The organism is Candidatus Poriferisodalis sp. (assembly GCF_965262965.1).
Lineage (GTDB): Bacteria > Actinomycetota > Acidimicrobiia > Acidimicrobiales > Poriferisodalaceae > Poriferisodalis.
On sequence record NZ_OZ253573.1, the window covers coordinates 1,169,977 to 1,186,466 of the forward strand.

General features: G+C 65.6%; 15 protein-coding genes. 8 read left to right on the plus strand and 7 right to left on the minus strand.

Annotated elements, in window-relative coordinates; translation table 11 throughout:
* The first annotated feature begins 54 nt into the window (after nucleotides 1-54).
* Genes ACQY5K_RS05615 through ACQY5K_RS05625 form a run of 3 tightly spaced genes read left to right on the plus strand, consistent with a single transcriptional unit; the run spans nucleotide 55 to nucleotide 2,627 of the window.
* Entirely contained in the window at nucleotides 55-873 is an 819-nt protein-coding gene (locus ACQY5K_RS05615) for an enoyl-CoA hydratase/isomerase family protein (RefSeq protein ID WP_428120834.1), read from the plus strand.
* Entirely contained in the window at nucleotides 873-1,796 is a 924-nt protein-coding gene (locus ACQY5K_RS05620) for an acyl-CoA dehydrogenase family protein (protein WP_428120836.1), read from the plus strand. The genes ACQY5K_RS05615 and ACQY5K_RS05620 overlap by 1 nt, the downstream gene beginning before the upstream one ends.
* Before the next feature lie 12 nt (nucleotides 1,797-1,808).
* Nucleotides 1,809-2,627, plus strand: a complete 819-nt coding sequence (locus tag ACQY5K_RS05625) for an acyl-CoA thioesterase (protein ID WP_428120838.1) — start codon at nucleotides 1,809-1,811, stop codon at nucleotides 2,625-2,627.
* Between the two features lie 108 nt (nucleotides 2,628-2,735).
* Here ACQY5K_RS05625 and ACQY5K_RS05630 read toward each other — a convergent pair whose 3' ends face one another.
* Nucleotides 2,736-3,179 carry an ArsI/CadI family heavy metal resistance metalloenzyme gene (locus ACQY5K_RS05630; protein ID WP_428120841.1) on the minus strand — a complete coding sequence of 148 codons (444 nt, stop codon included), beginning with the start codon at nucleotides 3,177-3,179 and terminating at the stop codon, nucleotides 2,736-2,738.
* Between the two features lie 226 nt (nucleotides 3,180-3,405).
* Between ACQY5K_RS05630 and ACQY5K_RS05635 the strand changes: the two genes are divergently transcribed.
* The 3 genes from ACQY5K_RS05635 to ACQY5K_RS05645 all read left to right on the plus strand — a co-directional run bounded on the left by ACQY5K_RS05635 (nucleotide 3,406) and on the right by ACQY5K_RS05645 (nucleotide 6,716).
* The gene (locus tag ACQY5K_RS05635) at nucleotides 3,406-4,185 is read left to right on the plus strand and encodes a 2-keto-4-pentenoate hydratase (protein WP_428120843.1); all 780 of its coding nucleotides are present in this window, start codon (nucleotides 3,406-3,408) and stop codon (nucleotides 4,183-4,185) included.
* Entirely contained in the window at nucleotides 4,182-5,207 is a 1,026-nt protein-coding gene (locus ACQY5K_RS05640) for a D-2-hydroxyacid dehydrogenase (RefSeq protein WP_428120845.1), read from the plus strand. The genes ACQY5K_RS05635 and ACQY5K_RS05640 overlap by 4 nt, the downstream gene beginning before the upstream one ends.
* A 174-nt stretch (nucleotides 5,208-5,381) precedes the next feature.
* Complete coding sequence (locus ACQY5K_RS05645) at nucleotides 5,382-6,716, plus strand: bifunctional o-acetylhomoserine/o-acetylserine sulfhydrylase (protein WP_428120848.1); 1,335 nt, start codon at nucleotides 5,382-5,384, stop codon at nucleotides 6,714-6,716.
* A 124-nt stretch (nucleotides 6,717-6,840) separates the two neighbouring features.
* Here ACQY5K_RS05645 and ACQY5K_RS05650 read toward each other — a convergent pair whose 3' ends face one another.
* The 3 genes from ACQY5K_RS05650 to ACQY5K_RS05660 form a co-directional block, all read right to left on the minus strand.
* On the minus strand, nucleotides 6,841-8,049 hold the full coding sequence (locus ACQY5K_RS05650) for a CaiB/BaiF CoA transferase family protein (RefSeq protein ID WP_428120850.1): 1,209 nt from the start codon (nucleotides 8,047-8,049) through the stop codon (nucleotides 6,841-6,843).
* 4 nt (nucleotides 8,050-8,053) lie between these two features.
* On the minus strand, nucleotides 8,054-9,769 hold the full coding sequence (locus tag ACQY5K_RS05655; protein WP_428120853.1) for an N-acyl-D-amino-acid deacylase family protein: 1,716 nt from the start codon (nucleotides 9,767-9,769) through the stop codon (nucleotides 8,054-8,056).
* 66 nt (nucleotides 9,770-9,835) lie between these two features.
* The gene (locus tag ACQY5K_RS05660) at nucleotides 9,836-11,254 is read right to left on the minus strand and encodes a sugar transferase (protein WP_428120855.1); all 1,419 of its coding nucleotides are present in this window, start codon (nucleotides 11,252-11,254) and stop codon (nucleotides 9,836-9,838) included.
* A 66-nt stretch (nucleotides 11,255-11,320) separates the two neighbouring features.
* Here ACQY5K_RS05660 and ACQY5K_RS05665 point away from each other — a divergent pair, with 66 nt between their 5' ends.
* Nucleotides 11,321-12,907 (plus strand): hypothetical protein, encoded by a 1,587-nt coding sequence (locus ACQY5K_RS05665; protein ID WP_428120857.1) that lies wholly within the window; start codon nucleotides 11,321-11,323, stop codon nucleotides 12,905-12,907.
* 49 nt (nucleotides 12,908-12,956) lie between these two features.
* On the opposite strand, the gene galE is transcribed toward ACQY5K_RS05665, so the two are convergent.
* Complete coding sequence (gene galE, locus ACQY5K_RS05670) at nucleotides 12,957-13,964, minus strand: UDP-glucose 4-epimerase GalE (RefSeq protein ID WP_428120859.1); 1,008 nt, start codon at nucleotides 13,962-13,964, stop codon at nucleotides 12,957-12,959.
* Between the two features lie 261 nt (nucleotides 13,965-14,225).
* Between galE and ACQY5K_RS05675 the strand changes: the two genes are divergently transcribed.
* A complete protein-coding gene (locus ACQY5K_RS05675; RefSeq protein WP_428120862.1) occupies nucleotides 14,226-15,443 on the plus strand; it encodes a DUF3048 domain-containing protein in 1,218 nt (405 codons plus the stop codon).
* A 2-nt stretch (nucleotides 15,444-15,445) separates the two neighbouring features.
* Here the strand turns inward: ACQY5K_RS05675 and rsfS are convergent, their stop codons facing one another.
* Nucleotides 15,446-15,862, minus strand: coding sequence for a ribosome silencing factor (rsfS, locus tag ACQY5K_RS05680; protein WP_428120865.1), 417 nt, complete (start codon nucleotides 15,860-15,862; stop codon nucleotides 15,446-15,448).
* Between the two features lie 2 nt (nucleotides 15,863-15,864).
* Complete coding sequence (locus ACQY5K_RS05685; RefSeq protein WP_428120867.1) at nucleotides 15,865-16,488, minus strand: nicotinate-nicotinamide nucleotide adenylyltransferase; 624 nt, start codon at nucleotides 16,486-16,488, stop codon at nucleotides 15,865-15,867.
* Between the last annotated feature and the right edge of the window lie 2 nt (nucleotides 16,489-16,490).

Sequence of the window (16,490 nt, forward strand, 5' to 3'; positions counted from 1 at the left end):
GCCGCGGTTGCTACCAGACGAGCGCTCCGGGGGCGGCGCATCTACGCTCGCCGCATGGATGAGAGCACCCTTGACAAATTCGGCCAGTACGGGGATATCTCGGTCAAGCTAAGCGACGACCACGTAGCGATCGTGGAGATCCAGCGACCGCCGCACAACTTCTTCGACCTCGAGCTGATCGACGGTCTTGTCGCCGCGTTCGGCGATCTAGACGAGGAGGATGGCTGCCGGGCCAGCGTGCTGTGCTCTGAGGGGAAGAACTTCTGTGCGGGCGCCCAATTTGGCTCCGACGGCCACCGGGGCGGTGAGATCACGGCCACGAACGCCGACGGCAGCCCGCGCCATCTCTACGACGCCGCCTTTGATCTGTTCTCCAAGCACAAGCCAGTGGTCGGCGCCATCCAGGGCGCAGCGGTGGGCGGCGGCCTCGGCGTGGCCTGCTTCCCGGACTTCCGCATCGCCGCCCCCGAGGCTCGCTTCACTGCCAACTTTGCCCGATTGGGCTTTCATCACGGTTTCGGTCTCACGGTCACGCTGCCCTTGCTGGTCGGCAACCAGCAGGCGCTGGAGCTGCTCTACACCGGTCGGCGTGTGAAGGGCGACGAAGCCGTCGAGATCGGGTTGGCCGACAAGCTCGTACCGCTCGACGAGTTGCGCCAGGCCACCTACGACTTCGCATGCGAGATCGCCGGTTCGGCGCCGCTGGCCGTCGAGTCCATCCGCAACACGATGCGCGGTCACCTGGCGGACGCCATCAAGGCTGCAACCGACAACGAGAAGGCCGAGCAGGACCGCCTGCGCACCACCAACGACTGGCGCGAGGGCGTCAGCGCCATGAACGAACGCCGCACGCCAAACTTCACCCGCAGCTGATGGCGGAGCCCTCGTCGGAAGCGGCGGCCGGCCTCGCTGCCGACGACATTCGAACGGCCCTCGACAGCCTGCTCGAACGCCGCACCGACCAGACTCGGCTGACCTCGATGGGAGCAGGCAGCGACGACCTCGCCAACGTGGCCCTGAGCGCCGAGCGGGACGGCGATGTGTGGCGCTTGGGCGGCCAGAAAACGTGGACCAGCCGCGCGATGTGGGCGGAGTGGGGAATCTGCCTGGCTCGCACCGACCCCGCACAGCCCAAGCACAAAGGACTCACGATGTTCGTCGTCGCGATGGGCACGCCTGATGTGGAGGTGCGTCCGCTGCGGCAGATGAACAACGACGCCCACTTCAGCGAAGTGTTCGTGGACGGCGCGGTCGTGGGTGACGAGTGGCGCGTCGGCGACGTGGGCGAGGGTTGGCGGGTTGCCATGACGATCCTCTCTCACGAGCGGGCCGGGGCCGGCAGCAGGGGCGGCGGTGATGGCGCGAAGCGGGGAGCCCGTGTCCCGCCATGGATCGCCGATTTGGTCGAACTCGAAGCCCTGGGCGGCGACGTCCGGCGAGCCGAGGCGATGTCGGTGTACGCCGCAGACATGGCGTCACGCTGGACGGCGCAGCGGGCGGCCGACGAGGCCCGTTCGGGTGGCAGTCCAGGGCCGGCCGGCAGCGGTGCGAAGCTCAGGACAGTGTGGTCGTACAAACGGCGTGCCTATCTGGCAAATCGCGCCGCCGACGCTACGGGCATGCTCGAGGACGGCCACGGCTACATCGAGACAGTGACGGCACCGTCGATGTCGATCCGGGGCGGTACCGACGAGATCCAGCGCAACATCTTGGGCGAGCGGGTGCTCGGCCTCCCCGGCGAACCCCGCCTCGACCGCGATGTGCCTTGGCGCGATTCCCGAAAGGGAATGCTGTAGACACGCTCTTGCATGAGCAAAGTCCCCACCACCTACAGCGAGGTGATGTTCCTCGAGGAACACGGCCCGGACACCTACGTCGGAGTGAGCCCCGAGTACTCGTGGGGTCGCATCTATGGCGGCCAGGTCATTGCTCAAGGCTTGTGGGCGGCATTCCAAACGGTGGACGAGGCGTTCGTGCCGCATTCGGTCCACGCGTACTTCATTCGCGGCGGCACGCTCGACGAGCCTGTTCGCTACGAGGTCGACCGGCTGCGCAACGGGCGGTCGTTTTGCACACGTGCCGTCGTCGCCCGGCAAAGCGGTGGCGCAATCCTGAATCTGTCGTGCTCATTTCACGTTGCCGAGCAGGATGCCCAAGTGCAAACGGCACGCATCCCGCTGGCCCCCGACCCGGACGACTGCCGCAACGTCGACGAGGAACGGTGGCCCTGGATCATGGAGCGCCGACCGCTGGTCAGCTATCCCGGGGCCGGCCAGTCGATGGGCTGGGTACGCATCGTCGACCCGATCGACGACGATCCCCGCCTGCACATCTGCGGACTGGCGTTCACGTCCGACGCGATTCAGTTCAACGCCGCTCGATCGCTGCATCCCCTGCAGGTGACCCGCGAGCGGTACCAGGAGACGTTCATGGGTGCATCGCTGGACCACGCCATGTGGTTCCACCGTCCCATGCGGGCCGACGAATGGCATCTGTACCAATTCGACTGTCACGGCCTCACGGGCGCCCGCGGGATGACCGTGGGCAACCTGTTCGCACCTGACGGTAGCCACGTCGCGACGATCGCCCAAGAACTCTTGCTGCGCGAGCGGCGGCCTCAATCCTGAAGCGCGGCCGTCAGCGCAGCCGCACCGACTGCTCGTCCCAACCGCTTCACGTCCCCACTAGCGCTCTGGCGCAACCGGCAAATCAGTACAGGGAGCTGGTGCGCACCGTCAGGCGCAGCAAGCTTCTTCGCTGTGGCCGTCCCGCCTCATGCCGTCGCCGCGGCGCGACAGCACGACGTTCTGCATCACCTCGGCGTCGCCCTGCTTCACATACCACTCCCACTCGATGCCGTGCGGATCGGTTGTCCACGTCTCCACTTTCTCCGCGTAGCAGCACATGGTCTCGTCGATGGTCGAAGTGGTGATGCCGGCGTCGCTCATGCGTGCATGGGCTTGCTCCACCTCGCGGGCCGACTCAGTCTCCACTCCCAGGTGATTGATGGAGCCGCCATCGCCCGGCGACTCGAACAGCACCAGCTTCAGCGGCGGCTCGTCGATGGCGAAGTTGGCGTAACCCTCACGCCGCTTGGCAGGTTCTGCGCCGAACAACCGCGAATAGAAGTCGACGGCCTTATCGATGTCGTCCACGTTGAGCGCTAGCTGCAACCTCATGAGTTCACTCTACGGCGAGCGCCATGGGCTGGGAAGGACGACCTCGGACATCTGAACTCACGGGCTGCTCATGATCTGAGCGCACCAGCGGATAGGCACAAACGTCATCGCTGTGGAGGCGGCAGGGAACTCTGCGAGGTTGGAACCTGCAGGATTCCCGGAGCAGAGGGCCCTGCCGCCTCCACAGCGGGCTCACCTATCCGCGCAGCCTCTAAGGTGCGCCGCTGTGACTCCGCCACGACAGCTCAGCGCCGCCCAGCTCAGCGCGGCAGACGCGCTCTCGGACTACTACGCGAACGGCGGTGACCCGCCCACTGCGGCGTTCGCCGACTTGGGCTTCGAGGACGGGCTCGCCATCCAGTGCGAGATGCAGCGCCGAGCCCTCGCGAACGGTGCTTCCCATACAGGCTGGAAGGTGGGGCTCACCTCAGATCGGGCGCGTACGGCGGTCGGCATCGACGACCGGCCGTTCGGGCACGTCAACCGTGTGCTCAGCTCTCCCGCAGCACTCCCCTCAGCAGACATCAACAAGGTGAGCATCGAGCCCGAGATGTGCTTCGTGATCGGCGAACTCATCGCCGGTGACGATGTCGATCCGGCTTCGGTACCAGCCCGAATCTCGGGGGTGTGCGCTGGCTACGAAGTGAACGAGGCGCGGATCGGCGTCGAGGGGAGCCTCGCCATGTTGGTCGCCGACAGCCTGACGAACTGGGCCATCGTGCGAGGCTCCGGCGTTGCCACCCCACCCGCTGAAGATCTCGACCGCTGCGTGGTGACAGTCTCGTGCGACGGCGAAGAGCGCTTCAGCTGCATCGCCGCCGATGAGGTCGACAACCCCTACCTGTCCATCGCCCGGCTTGCCGCCACGCTGCACCGTTACGGTCTGGCACTCGAGCCAGACCAGTGCGTCATCACTGGTTCCTATGCCCGATTCCGGGCTGAGCCGGGCCAACACTGGACCACCACATACAGCGGCATCGGAAGCGTGGAGGCCGTCATCTCATGAGTTCCGCAGTACCCGGACCGACCATCCTGGACATGCCCGACGGGCCGCTCAACGTGCTCGTCACCAAGACTCTGACCCTGCCCGACGTCAGCGAAGCCGACGAGGCCGCGATCCGTGCCGTAGCCGGGCCAGATGCCGTGGTCAACATCGTGGACCGGCCACGCGACGGCGTTCCGTTGGCGGCAGAGGCACAGGTGATTCTCGGCATCGTGCCCGAGTGGCTGTTCGATGCGGCGCCGAATCTGCGCTGGATCCATGCGACCGCATCAGGCGTCGACATGTTCATGTACCCGAAGTTCCTCGACAGCGCAGTCGTGCTCACCGGCGAGAAGGGCTTGGTCGGCAGCCACCTCGCAGATCACGCTTTCGGCCTTCTGCTGGCGCTGGTCAGGCGTATCGCAACGGCCGTGAAACTCGGTCCCGACGGATGGGACAACGACCACCGGGAACGGATGCGCTACAGCGAACTGGAGCTCGAAGGCCTGACCATGGGCATCCTGGGATTCGGCGGCACGGGTCGGCATATCGCCCGCCGTGCCGTCGCCTTCGGCATGAACGTGCAGGCAATGGACCTGTATCCAGTCACGCCCGGCGAGGGCGTTGAGACCGTCGGCGGGCCTGAGTCGCTGCGCGACATCGTGGCCACGAGCGACGTGCTGGCGGTCGGCCTGCCCCTTACCGACGCGACCAGGACGATGTTCGACGACGACATGTTCGCCCTGATACCCGATGGGGCAATCCTGCTGAACGTGACCCGCGGCGAGATCATCGACGGGCCGTCACTGGAGCGGGCGCTGGCCGAGAATCGGATCGGCGGTGCCGCGCTCGATGTTGCTCCGGTCGAGCCGCTGCCTGCCGACAGCCCGCTGTGGGGATTCGACAACTGCGTCATGACGCCGCACACGGCTGGCGCCAGCCAGCACCGCGCACGGCGAAACCTGGAGCGCTTCTGCCGCAATCTGACGGCGCTGCGCGAGGGTCGCCCGCTCGAAGGCGTCGTGGACAAACAGACGGGTTTCTGAAGCGGAATTCGGACGCCATCGGGACTCCGAAACAGCCGCCAAGTATTCCGACACCGATCTGTCACAGAAAATCCGACCTATTTGGTCGGCTTTTACCGCTACAGTGCTGCCGCTCGGCAATACCGTTGAGTAAGGCACAGCCCGCCTCATGGGGCGACAGAAACGGAGATCGCCATGAGCGATTTACAGACGGACTCAAACGCGCAATGGGGTTTCGAAACCCGAATGATCCACGCGGGCCAGTCGCCTGACAGCGCCACCAACGCCCGCGCCGTACCCATCTACCAGACAACGTCATTTACGTTCGACAGCTCCGAGCATGCTCAGAACTTGTTCGGTCTGGCGGAGATCGGGAACATCTATACGCGGATCATGAATCCGACCCAGCACGTGCTTGAGGAGCGCATCAGCGCGCTCGAGGGCGGCGTGCGCACCGCGGTCGGACTGCCCGGAGCGTTGGCAGTGTCGTCGGGACAAGCTGCGGAGACGCTGGCGATTCTGAACCTGGCTGAATCCGGCGACCACATCGTGGCCAGCCCGTCGCTGTACGGAGGCACGTACAACCTGTTCCACTACACGCTGCCGAAGATGGGCATCGAGGTCACCTTCGTGGACGACCCCGACGACCTCGACGAGTGGCGCTCACTGACGCGAGACAACACGCGTGCCTTCTACGGCGAGACCATCGGCAACCCGAAGAACGACATCCTGGACTTCGAGGGTGTCTCGGCAGTCGCCCATAGTGTTGGCGTTCCGCTCATCGTGGACAACACGGTTCCCTCCCCGTACCTGTGCCAGCCCTTGGCACATGGCGCGGACATCGTGGTGCACTCGGCCACCAAGTTCATCGGTGGTCACGGCACCTCAATCGGCGGGCTGATTGTCGACGGAGGCACGTTCGACTTCGGCGCCTCAGGACGTCATGCGATGTACACCGAGCCCGATCCGAGCTACCACGGACTGGCTTACTGGCCCGCCCTGGGCGCTGGCGCATACATTCTGAAGGCCCGGGTGCAACTGCTGCGCGACATCGGCGCCGCGGTTTCTCCGATGAATGCCTTCCTGTTCCTGCAGGGCATCGAGACGCTGTCGCTTCGCATGGAGCGTCACGTATCGAACGCGGCGCAGGTTGCGCAATACCTCGAAGCTCATCCGCGGGTCGAATGGGTGCTCTACGCGGGCCTGGAGTCGAACCCGTACAACGAGCGGGCACGCAAGTACCTGCCCAAGGGTGCGGGATCGGTCCTGGGATTCGGCATCGAAGGCGGCGTGAAGGCAGGTCAGAAATTCGTGGAGAGCTTGCAGTTGCACAGCCACGTTGCCAACATCGGCGACGTGCGCAGCCTGGCGATCCATCCGGCCAGCACGACGCACAGCCAGCTGACCCCCGAAGAGCAGTCCGACACGGGCGTCGAGCCGAACCTTGTCCGGCTGTCCGTGGGCATCGAGACCATCGACGACATCATCGCCGACCTTGACACCGGCTTCGAGGCTGCCGCCGGCGTCTGACATCTCGGATCTCCGGATCTGAGACAGACCCTGACGACGCAGACCTGCGCACTTCCGGGCGGTGGTCCTTTGGGATCACCGCCCGTAGGTGCGTTGTACCGGGCAACTGGCCCACGGATGCGAGCTAGCGCACAGCTCCGCTGTCTCGCAGGGCAGCGATCTCATCGGATCGCAGGCCGAACTGAGCCAAGATCTCGTCCGTGTGCTCGCCTTTGATCGGGCTGTGTCGGCGAATATCGCCCGGCACCCCGTCAATCTGGGTGGCATTGCGCACGATGCGAATGTCTCCTGCGGTCGGGTGATGCACCGGCGCGGCCATGGCGAGGTGCTGAACCTGCGGGTCGGCAAACGCCTCGGCAACAGTGTTGACGCGCCCGCACGGGATGCCCACGGCATTCAACCGCTCGACCCACTCGTCGCAGGTGGCGCCAGCGAGCCGCTCGCCGATGATGGCGTTCAATTCAGCCCGGTTGGCCGAGCGCGACTTCGTCGACAAGAAGCGTTCGTCGTCGGGCAGATCCGGGCAACCGATCTCTGCGCAGAACGCCTGCCACAGGCGGCCTCCGGGCGCGGCGATGTTGATATACCCGTCGGCTGCGGAGTAGGTCCCCATCGGGATCATTGTGGGATGGTCGTTGCCAGCCTGTGGCGGGTCCTCCCCTGCCACAGTCCAGCGAGCGGCTTGGAAGTCGAGCATGCCAATCATCGACTCGAGCAGCGATGTGTGCACCCAGCGGCCGAGGCCGGTGCGGGATCGCTCGATCAGCGCCACCAGCACGCCGATGGCCAACTGCAACCCGGCAGTCACATCGCTGATTGCCACACCGGCTCGCACTGGGCCGTGCCCCGGCAAGCCAGTGACCGCCATCATCCCGCCGAGGCCCTGAGCAATCTGGTCGACGCCGCCGCGAGTTGCGTAGGGACCCTCCTGACCGAAGCCGGAAATCGAGCCCATGACGAGTGCCGGGTTCAGCGAGTGCAGGGTCTCCCAATCGAAGCCCAGCCGGTACTTGACCGTTGGTCGCAGGTTCTCGATCAGCACATCAGCCGATTTCACGAATCGGTGCAGGAGCTCACGGCCTGAGGGGTGCTTGAGGTCGATGACCAGAGAGCGTTTGTTTCGATGAATGTTGAGATGGTCGGGCGACGGCTCGCGGCTTTCCTCGAAGCTGCCGCCAGGTGCGTCGACCCGGATCACGTCGGCGCCCCAGTCCGCCAGCTGGCGCACAGCCGTGGGACCTGCGCGGGCAATGGTCAGGTCAAGCGCGACAAAGCTGGCGAGCGGGAGGGCCTGCTCGCCGGAAGCAGGGCCAGGTGCCGATACCTGGCTCACAGCTTCAACTGTTCGCAGGTTCTGCTTGGGCGCCACGGACGAGCCGGCCGGGGCGCTCACCGGTGAACTCGCCGTCCGAAGACACTTCGACACCGGCCACCAAGGTGTGCCGGTAGCCGCTCGAACGCTGCACCAGCCGCTTGCCGCCAGTCGGCAAGTCATAGACGAGTTTCGGTCGATCCAAGCCGAGGGCATCGAAGTCGACGATGTTGATGTCCGCGCGGAAGCCCGGAGCCAGCAAGCCCCGGTCTGCCAAGCCATAGGCGAGCGCATTGCCCCGGGTCTGCTTGTGAACGAGGAATTCCAGCGGAAGCCCTTCGCCGCGCGTGCGGTCGCGCGCCCAATGCGTCAGCAAGTACGTCGGATACGACGCATCGCAGATTGTGCCGACATGGGCTCCTGCGTCGCCGATCCCGCAGATCGTGTGCTGGTCGGCCAGCATTTCCCGAATCACATCGAGACTGCCGCCGGTGTAGTTCTCGAACGGGAACAGCAGCAGTCCCCCGCCATCGCCTTCTGACAGCAGATCCAGTGCCAGTTGCCACACGCTGACGCCGAGTTCGGCGGCGCGTGCGGCCACCGTGTCACGCGGGTCGGGCTCGTAGTCCGGCACCTTGCCCAGCTCGGATGCGCGAGTCAGTGCGTAGTCCATCCACTTGCTGAATGCGTCGGCTGGCCGGTCGTTGACCAGCGCAGATCGCAAGGCCTCGTCGTTGCGCAGCCTCCGGGCCCGCTCAAGCGTCGGCAGGTGCGCGATATCACGGTATGCACGATGGTTGCCGAACGGATTGACCGACACGTCGAGCCCGAGCAGAACGCTGATCGGTCGGCAGCCGACCTGCCCGTTGGCCGCTATTCCTGCCGCGTTTGCAGATCGAATGTCCGCCAGCGTCTCGCGCCACAGTTCGGGCGAGCGATCGACTTGCAGAAGCAGCACCGACAGCGGCCGACGGGAGAGCTCCGCTGCCGCACGCAGGTGCGCGAATTCGCCTGGGCCGAAATCGGAGTTCACCTGGAGCACCCCAGCGCCGGCGGCGCGCATGCCACGGGCCACGGCCGCAAGCTCGGGATCACCGGCGGACAGCGACGGCGTGAGACGCCCGTCTGCCGTCTTGTGCTTGGTGGTGCGGCTGGTGGTGAATCCGAGCGCTCCCGCGTTGAGCGCCTCTGCAACCAGCGACTCGATGCGTTCCAACTCGTCAGGGCTCGGCACCTCAGCGTGGTCGGCGCCGCGCTCACCCATGACGAAGAAACGGAGCGCCCCGTGCGGCAGCTGACTGCCGATGTCCATGACCCGTGGCGTGCGCTCGAGCGTGTCGAGGTACTCCGGATAGCTGGTCCAGCAGAAGTCCATGCCCTCTGCCAGAACCGTGCCGGGGATGTCCTCGACGCCTTCCATCAGATTGATCAGGTAGTCCTCGGTGCCGGGCTGCACCGGAGCGAACCCGACGCCGCAATTACCAAAGACCGCCGTGGTTACTCCGTGCCACGACGACGGTGTCATCTCGGGATCCCAGGTGGCCTGGCCGTCGTAGTGCGTGTGAATGTCGACCCAGCCCGGGATTACCAGATGTCCGTCGGCATCGATCTCACGGCGGCCGCGACCAGTAACGCCCCCGACCTCGACCACGACACCGTCATTGATGGCCACATCCGCCATCCGCGGCGGGTCGCCGCTCCCGTCGACGACGCTCCCATTCCGAATCACCAAATCGGCCATCAGGACAGAGTACCTACGCGGGTGAAACGAAGCCGATGACGTGCTCGATTCGGGCACGACGCAACTTCACCGGGCTGTGCGGCGGGCCATGACGACGAGGCTCTTTGCCATGATTTCCCAGTCGAGGACCGGCGACCAGTTGACGACGTACTGGAGGTCGTGCCCGAGCTTGTAGCCGGGATCGGTTTGATAGTGACCCTGAGTCTGCGCCAACCCTGTGATGCCGGGCGGGACATCGTGGCGGCGGCCGTATCCGGCAATTTCATGCTCCAGCCGGGCGACGAATTGAGGCCGCTCGGGCCTGGGCCCGACCAGCGACATGGTGCCCCTCAGCACGTTCCAGAGCTGGGGCAGCTCGTCCAGCCGCGTGCTGCGCAACCACCCCATGCCCCGGATCACCCGTGGGTCGTTCGAGACGGCGAACACCGGTCCGTTCCGTTCGGCGTCGCGGGTCATCGTGCGGAATTTCAGCAGCACGAACGGCACTCCGCCGCGGCCCACGCGCTCCTGGCGATACAGCACATCCCGACCGCCGACGATCCTCACGTACGCGGCAACGGCTGCTGCGAGAGGCAGCGCGAATGACGCCAGCAGCAGCAGGTACGCAATATCGAGCAACCTCTTGAAACGCAGGCGGCAGATTGGCAGGGCGTGCGCTCGCAGGGCCACGAACGGCATGCCGCCGATCTGACGGCTGCGCTGCAGTCCCAGCAGCGTGTCGGCTGGCGTGATGCGGCGGAACACGCTGATGCGGCGAAACTCCAACTCACCGAGCGGCTCTGGGTAGATGGCGTCAAGGGGCTGGCCCGACAGCAGCAGCAACTCGGTGGCGCCCACTCGGTCTGCCTCGTCGAGGATCGATGCGGGGTCGTTCAGGCAGCCGGCGACGACTGCATCAGGCTCAGCATCTGCGAGGTGCTCGCGGGCTGAGCTGATGTCGGAGGGCGTGCCGACCAGCAACATCCGCGGCCTGCCGGTGCGCAGGAGCCGCCCACGCCGCGCCGCCCAGCGATTGAACGAGATCAGCATGCTCGCTGCCACAGCGAGCACCACGAGGTTCGCCCGCGGCATCAGGTACCGACCGGTCAACAGCGTGACGGTGGCATCGCCGCCCACCGCCATGAACGTGAGCAGCATGGCGCGCGGCAGCCACGGCCGATGCCCCAAGCGCTGCTCATACTCGTACAGCCCGCCGAAGTAATAGACGGCCATGTGCAAGGCGGTGGCGACGGCGAAGCCGATCACGTAGTGAGTCCACGGGTACGTCGGCCAGTCGAGACCAAAACGCACAACGGTGATTGCCACCATCAAGCCGAACAGCGTCACCGCATCGACGAGGTAGAGGAACCGGAATCCCCGAAGGCTCGACGGATCCCCCTCCGCCCGCGCCGCCGACGTCACGAGGTGTGCATGGTTGGACGAAACACGTCGCTCAGTGCTGGGGGCCGTGGCGTCCGGCAGTCGGTGCCGCTGCGGGACTGCCATCAGGCCGATACTACGCTGCGACCCTTCGTGCGGTGGGTGCGGCGACCGCGAACCGAAAGATCCCTCATGCTCCCTCGAGGCTCCTTGGCTCGTCCGTGCTCGGGCTGGACCGTCGTGGTGTTCATCTGCATCGGCGTGCTCGCCCTGTGGGCGCCAGACCTGAACCTCCCGCTCGGCAACAGCGACGACGGCCGAATCTTCGGACGAGCAGGCATTCAGGCGCGCAACTTCTGGGAACTCGGCCCGATCGAGTCCCGGCTCGGTGCAGGGACCGAGCCGTTCATCCGGGCCGAGTACGACGTACCGCCACGCACCGATCCGCCGCCTGCCGCGGTCACGTACGCGCATCATCCCCCGCTGAAGCTGTTCATCACCATCGGATCCGTGGGACTGTTCGGCGACAACCTGACGGCAATCCGCATCACTGACTTCCTCATCGGCGCCGCAACAGTGGCGTTCATGGCCGCGTTGCTGCGAGCAGTCGGCTTCCGGTGGGGCCCCACGCTGGTCGCTCTCGCTGCGTTCGTGAGCACCGGGTTCTTCTATGTCTATGCGCGCGTCGGCATCAGCTTCTCTCTGCTGCTGGCATTGACCGCAGCTGTGGCTTGGTTGCGTCAAGCCGAGCGTCCTCCCCGCTGGGCCCTGTGGGGAGCGGCAGTTCTCGCCGCGCTCACGGCGATGCACTCCTGGATCGCCATCGCTGCTGTCGGCCTCCTGTTGATCTGGCTGTTTTTCGGCGGCGTGCAGCGAGACCGAACCGGCCGGGCCGACTCGCCGTCGGGGCCGCGCGGACTGCGGCACATGCTCAGGCGGACCTGGTCGCCCGCGCTGACCGCCGTGGTGACCGGCACCGTGATCGGCGGGTTGTTGACCGCGGCGTGGCTGCTCAATGCGACCGACATCTCCGAGCTCAGCGAGCGAGTCGCCTTCCGCACCGGCAATGACGTCTCGACAGCGGCCGAGCAGCGGCAATTCAGTTTCGGAGAGTTCTTGGCGCGCCAGTGGACGAATGCCAGCCACGAGCTGCTGACCTCTTGGTGGCTCAGACTGCTGGTGTTCCCCGCTCTCGTCGTCGGTGTCGTCGACCGACGTTCCCGGGGACCGTTGCTCATCACACTCGCCGTCGCTGCATCGATGACGTTTGCATTGCAGCAGGGCGCTTGGATCCACCGCCTGTGGAACTTCCCCTGGATGGCGCCCGTAACCATCGGCATCGCCGCACTCGCCGATGCCGTCCGGCGGGCGCTGCGGGGACGCGCTGCGAGGCTCCGACTGCCGCTTGGCCTGCTCATGAGCGCCGTTGCCGCAACAACGCTGTTCTTCGTCGTCACCGGATCGACGCGGGACTTCTATCTGACACGACCCGCCGATGCGGGCGCGGTGCTCGAGCAAGCACGAGGCGCTCCTGAGGTGGCCGAGGCAGATCTTGTCTGGTTCACCTCGGGCATCTGGACACCGCGTTGGATCTCGTACTACCTCGACCGACCCGTGTGGATGCTCGATGAGAGCAACCTGGACAAAGTGCGTGCGTCCGACGTGATCCTCGTGCGTAACGATCGGATCCCCGAGTTCGTTCCCGACGGCGCGCTGGCGAAACCGCTGGCTGCCGGGAAGGAGTACACCCTCATCTCCGCACGCGAGATGATCGAGTGACCGACCTGGGGTGACGCGCCCGCTGCCGCTCGGTTGACGAGGTTCGTCCTCAGTGCTGCCGATCGCTGCGCCCGCTCACAAAGCGCCAATGGTCTTCGAGCATCTCGTTCAGTCCTCGGCGTGCTTGCCATTCCAGCTCTCGGGCGGCTCGACTGCAGTCCGCCCAGGACGCGCCGAGGTCGCCCGGACGGCGAGCAACGATCTCGAAGGGAATCGCGCGCTGCGCTGCCTCCGACGCCGCTGCGACGACTTCGAGCACCGTCGTGGGGACTCCAGTACCGAGGTTGAAGATCCGACTGGGTCGCTCGCCGAGATTGGCTGCGAGCGCCGCGAGGTGGCCATCAGCGAGATCCATCACGTGGATGTAGTCGCGAATGGCGGTGCCGTCGCGCGTCGGATAGTCGCCACCGAAGATCTCGAACTTGTCCAACGTTCCCGCCGCGACGCGCATCACGGCAGAAACGAGGTTCGTCGCTTCACCGGGCGGGTCTTCCCCGATTATTCCGGTTGGATGCGCTCCGACGGGGTTGAAGTAGCGCAACATGACGACCTGCATGCCTGAGGCGGATGCGACGTCGGAAAGCACGCGCTCACACATGATCTTGGTAGCGCCGTACGGACTCTCGGGCTCGGTCGGTGTCTCCTCGGTGACCGGCAGTGCCGCGGGAGTGCCGTACACGACGGCAGACGAACTGAACACAAACCGCCCGACCTGCCGCTCGACCGCCGCCGCAGCAAGCGTAAGCGTCGACATGAGGTTGTTTCTGAAGTAGCGCAGCGGCTCCGCCACCGATTCCGGCACGCTCTTGTGCGCTGCGAAGTGAACGACCGACTCGATGCGATATGCGTCGAACACGGCGTCGACCGTCGCACGATCCCCGGCGTCTCCCTCGACGACTTCCAGTTTCTGGGTGGTCAATGAGCGCAGCGCACCGACGAGGTCGCGCCGTGCGTTCGAGAAATCGTCAAGAATCACTACGTCGTGGCCAGCGGCCGCCAGCGCTGCCACCGTGTGACTGCCGACGTACCCGGCGCCGCCGGTGACCAGCGTCGTCACGGGATCGAGTCGAACCCGACATGCCCGGCAGTCGTGCTCGTCACCGCAGCCGCCAGCGGTCTATCAACGGCGGCGTGCATCACCTCAGCAATCCTCCGAGCTGTCGTCGCTGCCGTCGAACCAGCGCCGGGCGCGCACATCCTAGGCATCCTTGCAGCGGCAGCCGCCATACGGCGCGTCGACGTGTTCTAGCTGCACTTGGACGACGTCACGGTGCCATCCCGGCGCAGCAGGCAACCGATACTCTGGATGATCGCCCCGATGGCCGCGGTGGCCCAACTGCACATCAGCAGGAGCAGAACCTTGGACCGTGTTCGCGAACCATTCGACAGCCATCGCGTGGCCGCGACAACCCGGCATCATCTCGTCATCGTGTGCGCTCTGCTCCTGTTCACCGCTGCTGCGTGTTCCAGCATAAGAGCGCCAAAGACCACGCTCGCGGAGTCCGCGACGACCTCGGAAACTGACGTTCCGGCGGTCACCGATGTCGCCCAGGCGCCTGCGGACACACCAGAGAACGCTTCGGTTGTCTCCGCCGCGCCGGCGACGACCGAAGAAGTCGCTGAGCCCGTACCCACAACGACCGCTGCGCCCGAATTCACCGCACAGTTCACCGGTCTCGCGGTCCTCGCTGAGCTGACCCGCCCGGCAGCCGTCGTCAAGATCGACAACCACCCGAGAGCCCTTCCCCAGTGGGGCATCAACCGCGCCGATGTCGTCTACGAGGAAATCGTCGAAGCCCGCCTCACCAGGTTCGCCGCAATCTTCCACTCGCAGAACGCCGACATGGTCGGTCCCGTCCGATCCGCACGCACCGGCGACTTTGCGCTCCTGTCGAACCTCAACTGGCCGATCTTCGTCAACTCGGGCGCCAACGCGTACACGTCGCGAGCGCTCCGTCGCGTCGACGCTGTCAACATCACCGACGGAGGCGCGCTCGCCAAGGGAGTGTTCGAGCGATCGTCGTCCAAGTCTGCTCCGCACAATCTGGTCACCGACACTGCCCGCATCTACGCCGCAGGGGCCGACGGCGGCGGCGACCCCCCGAACTTCCTCAGATTCCGCGATGGGGGCCAGCCGGTCATCGGGGGTCAGTCGGTCCGCGGCGTCGACATCGACTTCGGCCAGATCGAGGCGTCGTACCGTTGGGACCCGTTGCTGAGCGGATGGGCCCGCACACAGAACGGCAGAGATCACACCGACTTCGAGGGTGTGCGCGTCGCGCCGGAAAATGTGATCGTCCAATTCGTCAGTTATGGCCAAAGCCCCGCGAACCGGGCCACCCCTGAACCCAAGCTGACGGGCAGCGGCGACGCGTGGATCTTCACAAACGGGCTCGTCCTCCAAGGATCGTGGGAGCGCTTGTCCGAACGCGATCTCACGGTGTTCCGCACCTCGAGCGGGACCGTTGTCGCGCTGACTCCTGGCCGCACGTGGATCGCTCTCGCGCTAGCGAATTCTGCGATCCTCGTTCAGTGAGCTCAGCCGAATTCGTAACGCGGCACGTCTGACCAAAGGCGTTCGAGGTCGTAGTACTCGCGGGTCTGCTCCAAGAAGACATGCGCCACGAACAGTCCGAAGTCAAGCAGGACCCATTGAGGGTCGTCGAGGCCTTCGGTACGGATGGGTCCGTCGCCGCCAGCAGTCTTCACGTGCTCAGTGATCAACTCGGCGATGCGCCGAACCCGCCGCTTGTTCGGCGCACTGGCGATGATGAACCAATCGGTAATGGAGAGCACATCGCCCACCTCCAGCACGACGATGCGCTCCGCCGACATTTCCGAAGCACCTCGCACCGCTGCGAGCACGACTTCGGGCACAAGGCCGTCTTCGTAGCTGTCCGGCTCGGAGGGGGCGACGGGCGTCCCGGCGGGGGAAGCTTGGGGAACCGATGCCACAGTCACGCAGAATAGAGCCCACGGTCCGCGATGTAGCTCATCACGGCATCCGGAACCATCCGCGCAGCCTCGCGCATGGCGTCGGCGACAGCGTCGTGGGATCCGCGTGCTGGTTCACGAGCGGCGGCAGCCAGCAGTTCCCGCACCCGGGTAGCGGAAGCGTCCACCGGTGCCATGACGATCGGCATTGTCTTCCAGCCGTCGAGGTGACCGAACTCATGGCCGGGTGGCTGGAGTATTCCGACCGTCACACGGCAAGCCAGTTCGTCTGCGCGGTTCCAGGCCCCCAGGCCTGCGGCGGCTTCAGGCCCCACAACCAACACCGTCTCAGTGCCGGGGCGCTCCAGATCGATGACAGTCTCGATGGTGAACGTTGGTCCGCCTCGCCGCAGTTCGATATCAGTGACTTCGATGCCGTCGACCGCCTCGAACGCGAGCCGCGTCATCTCAAATCGGTGATGAGCCGGCGTCACGCTGCGCCGCTCCGACTTCTGCCAAGGGTCATTCGCGACCGCCACACAAAGCGTCGCAATGCCGAGTTGATCCCTCGCACTCACTGCTGCGGCGACATGTCCCACATGGGGCGGATCGAAGGTGCCCCCGAAGATCCCTTGTCGCGGCGGCACCG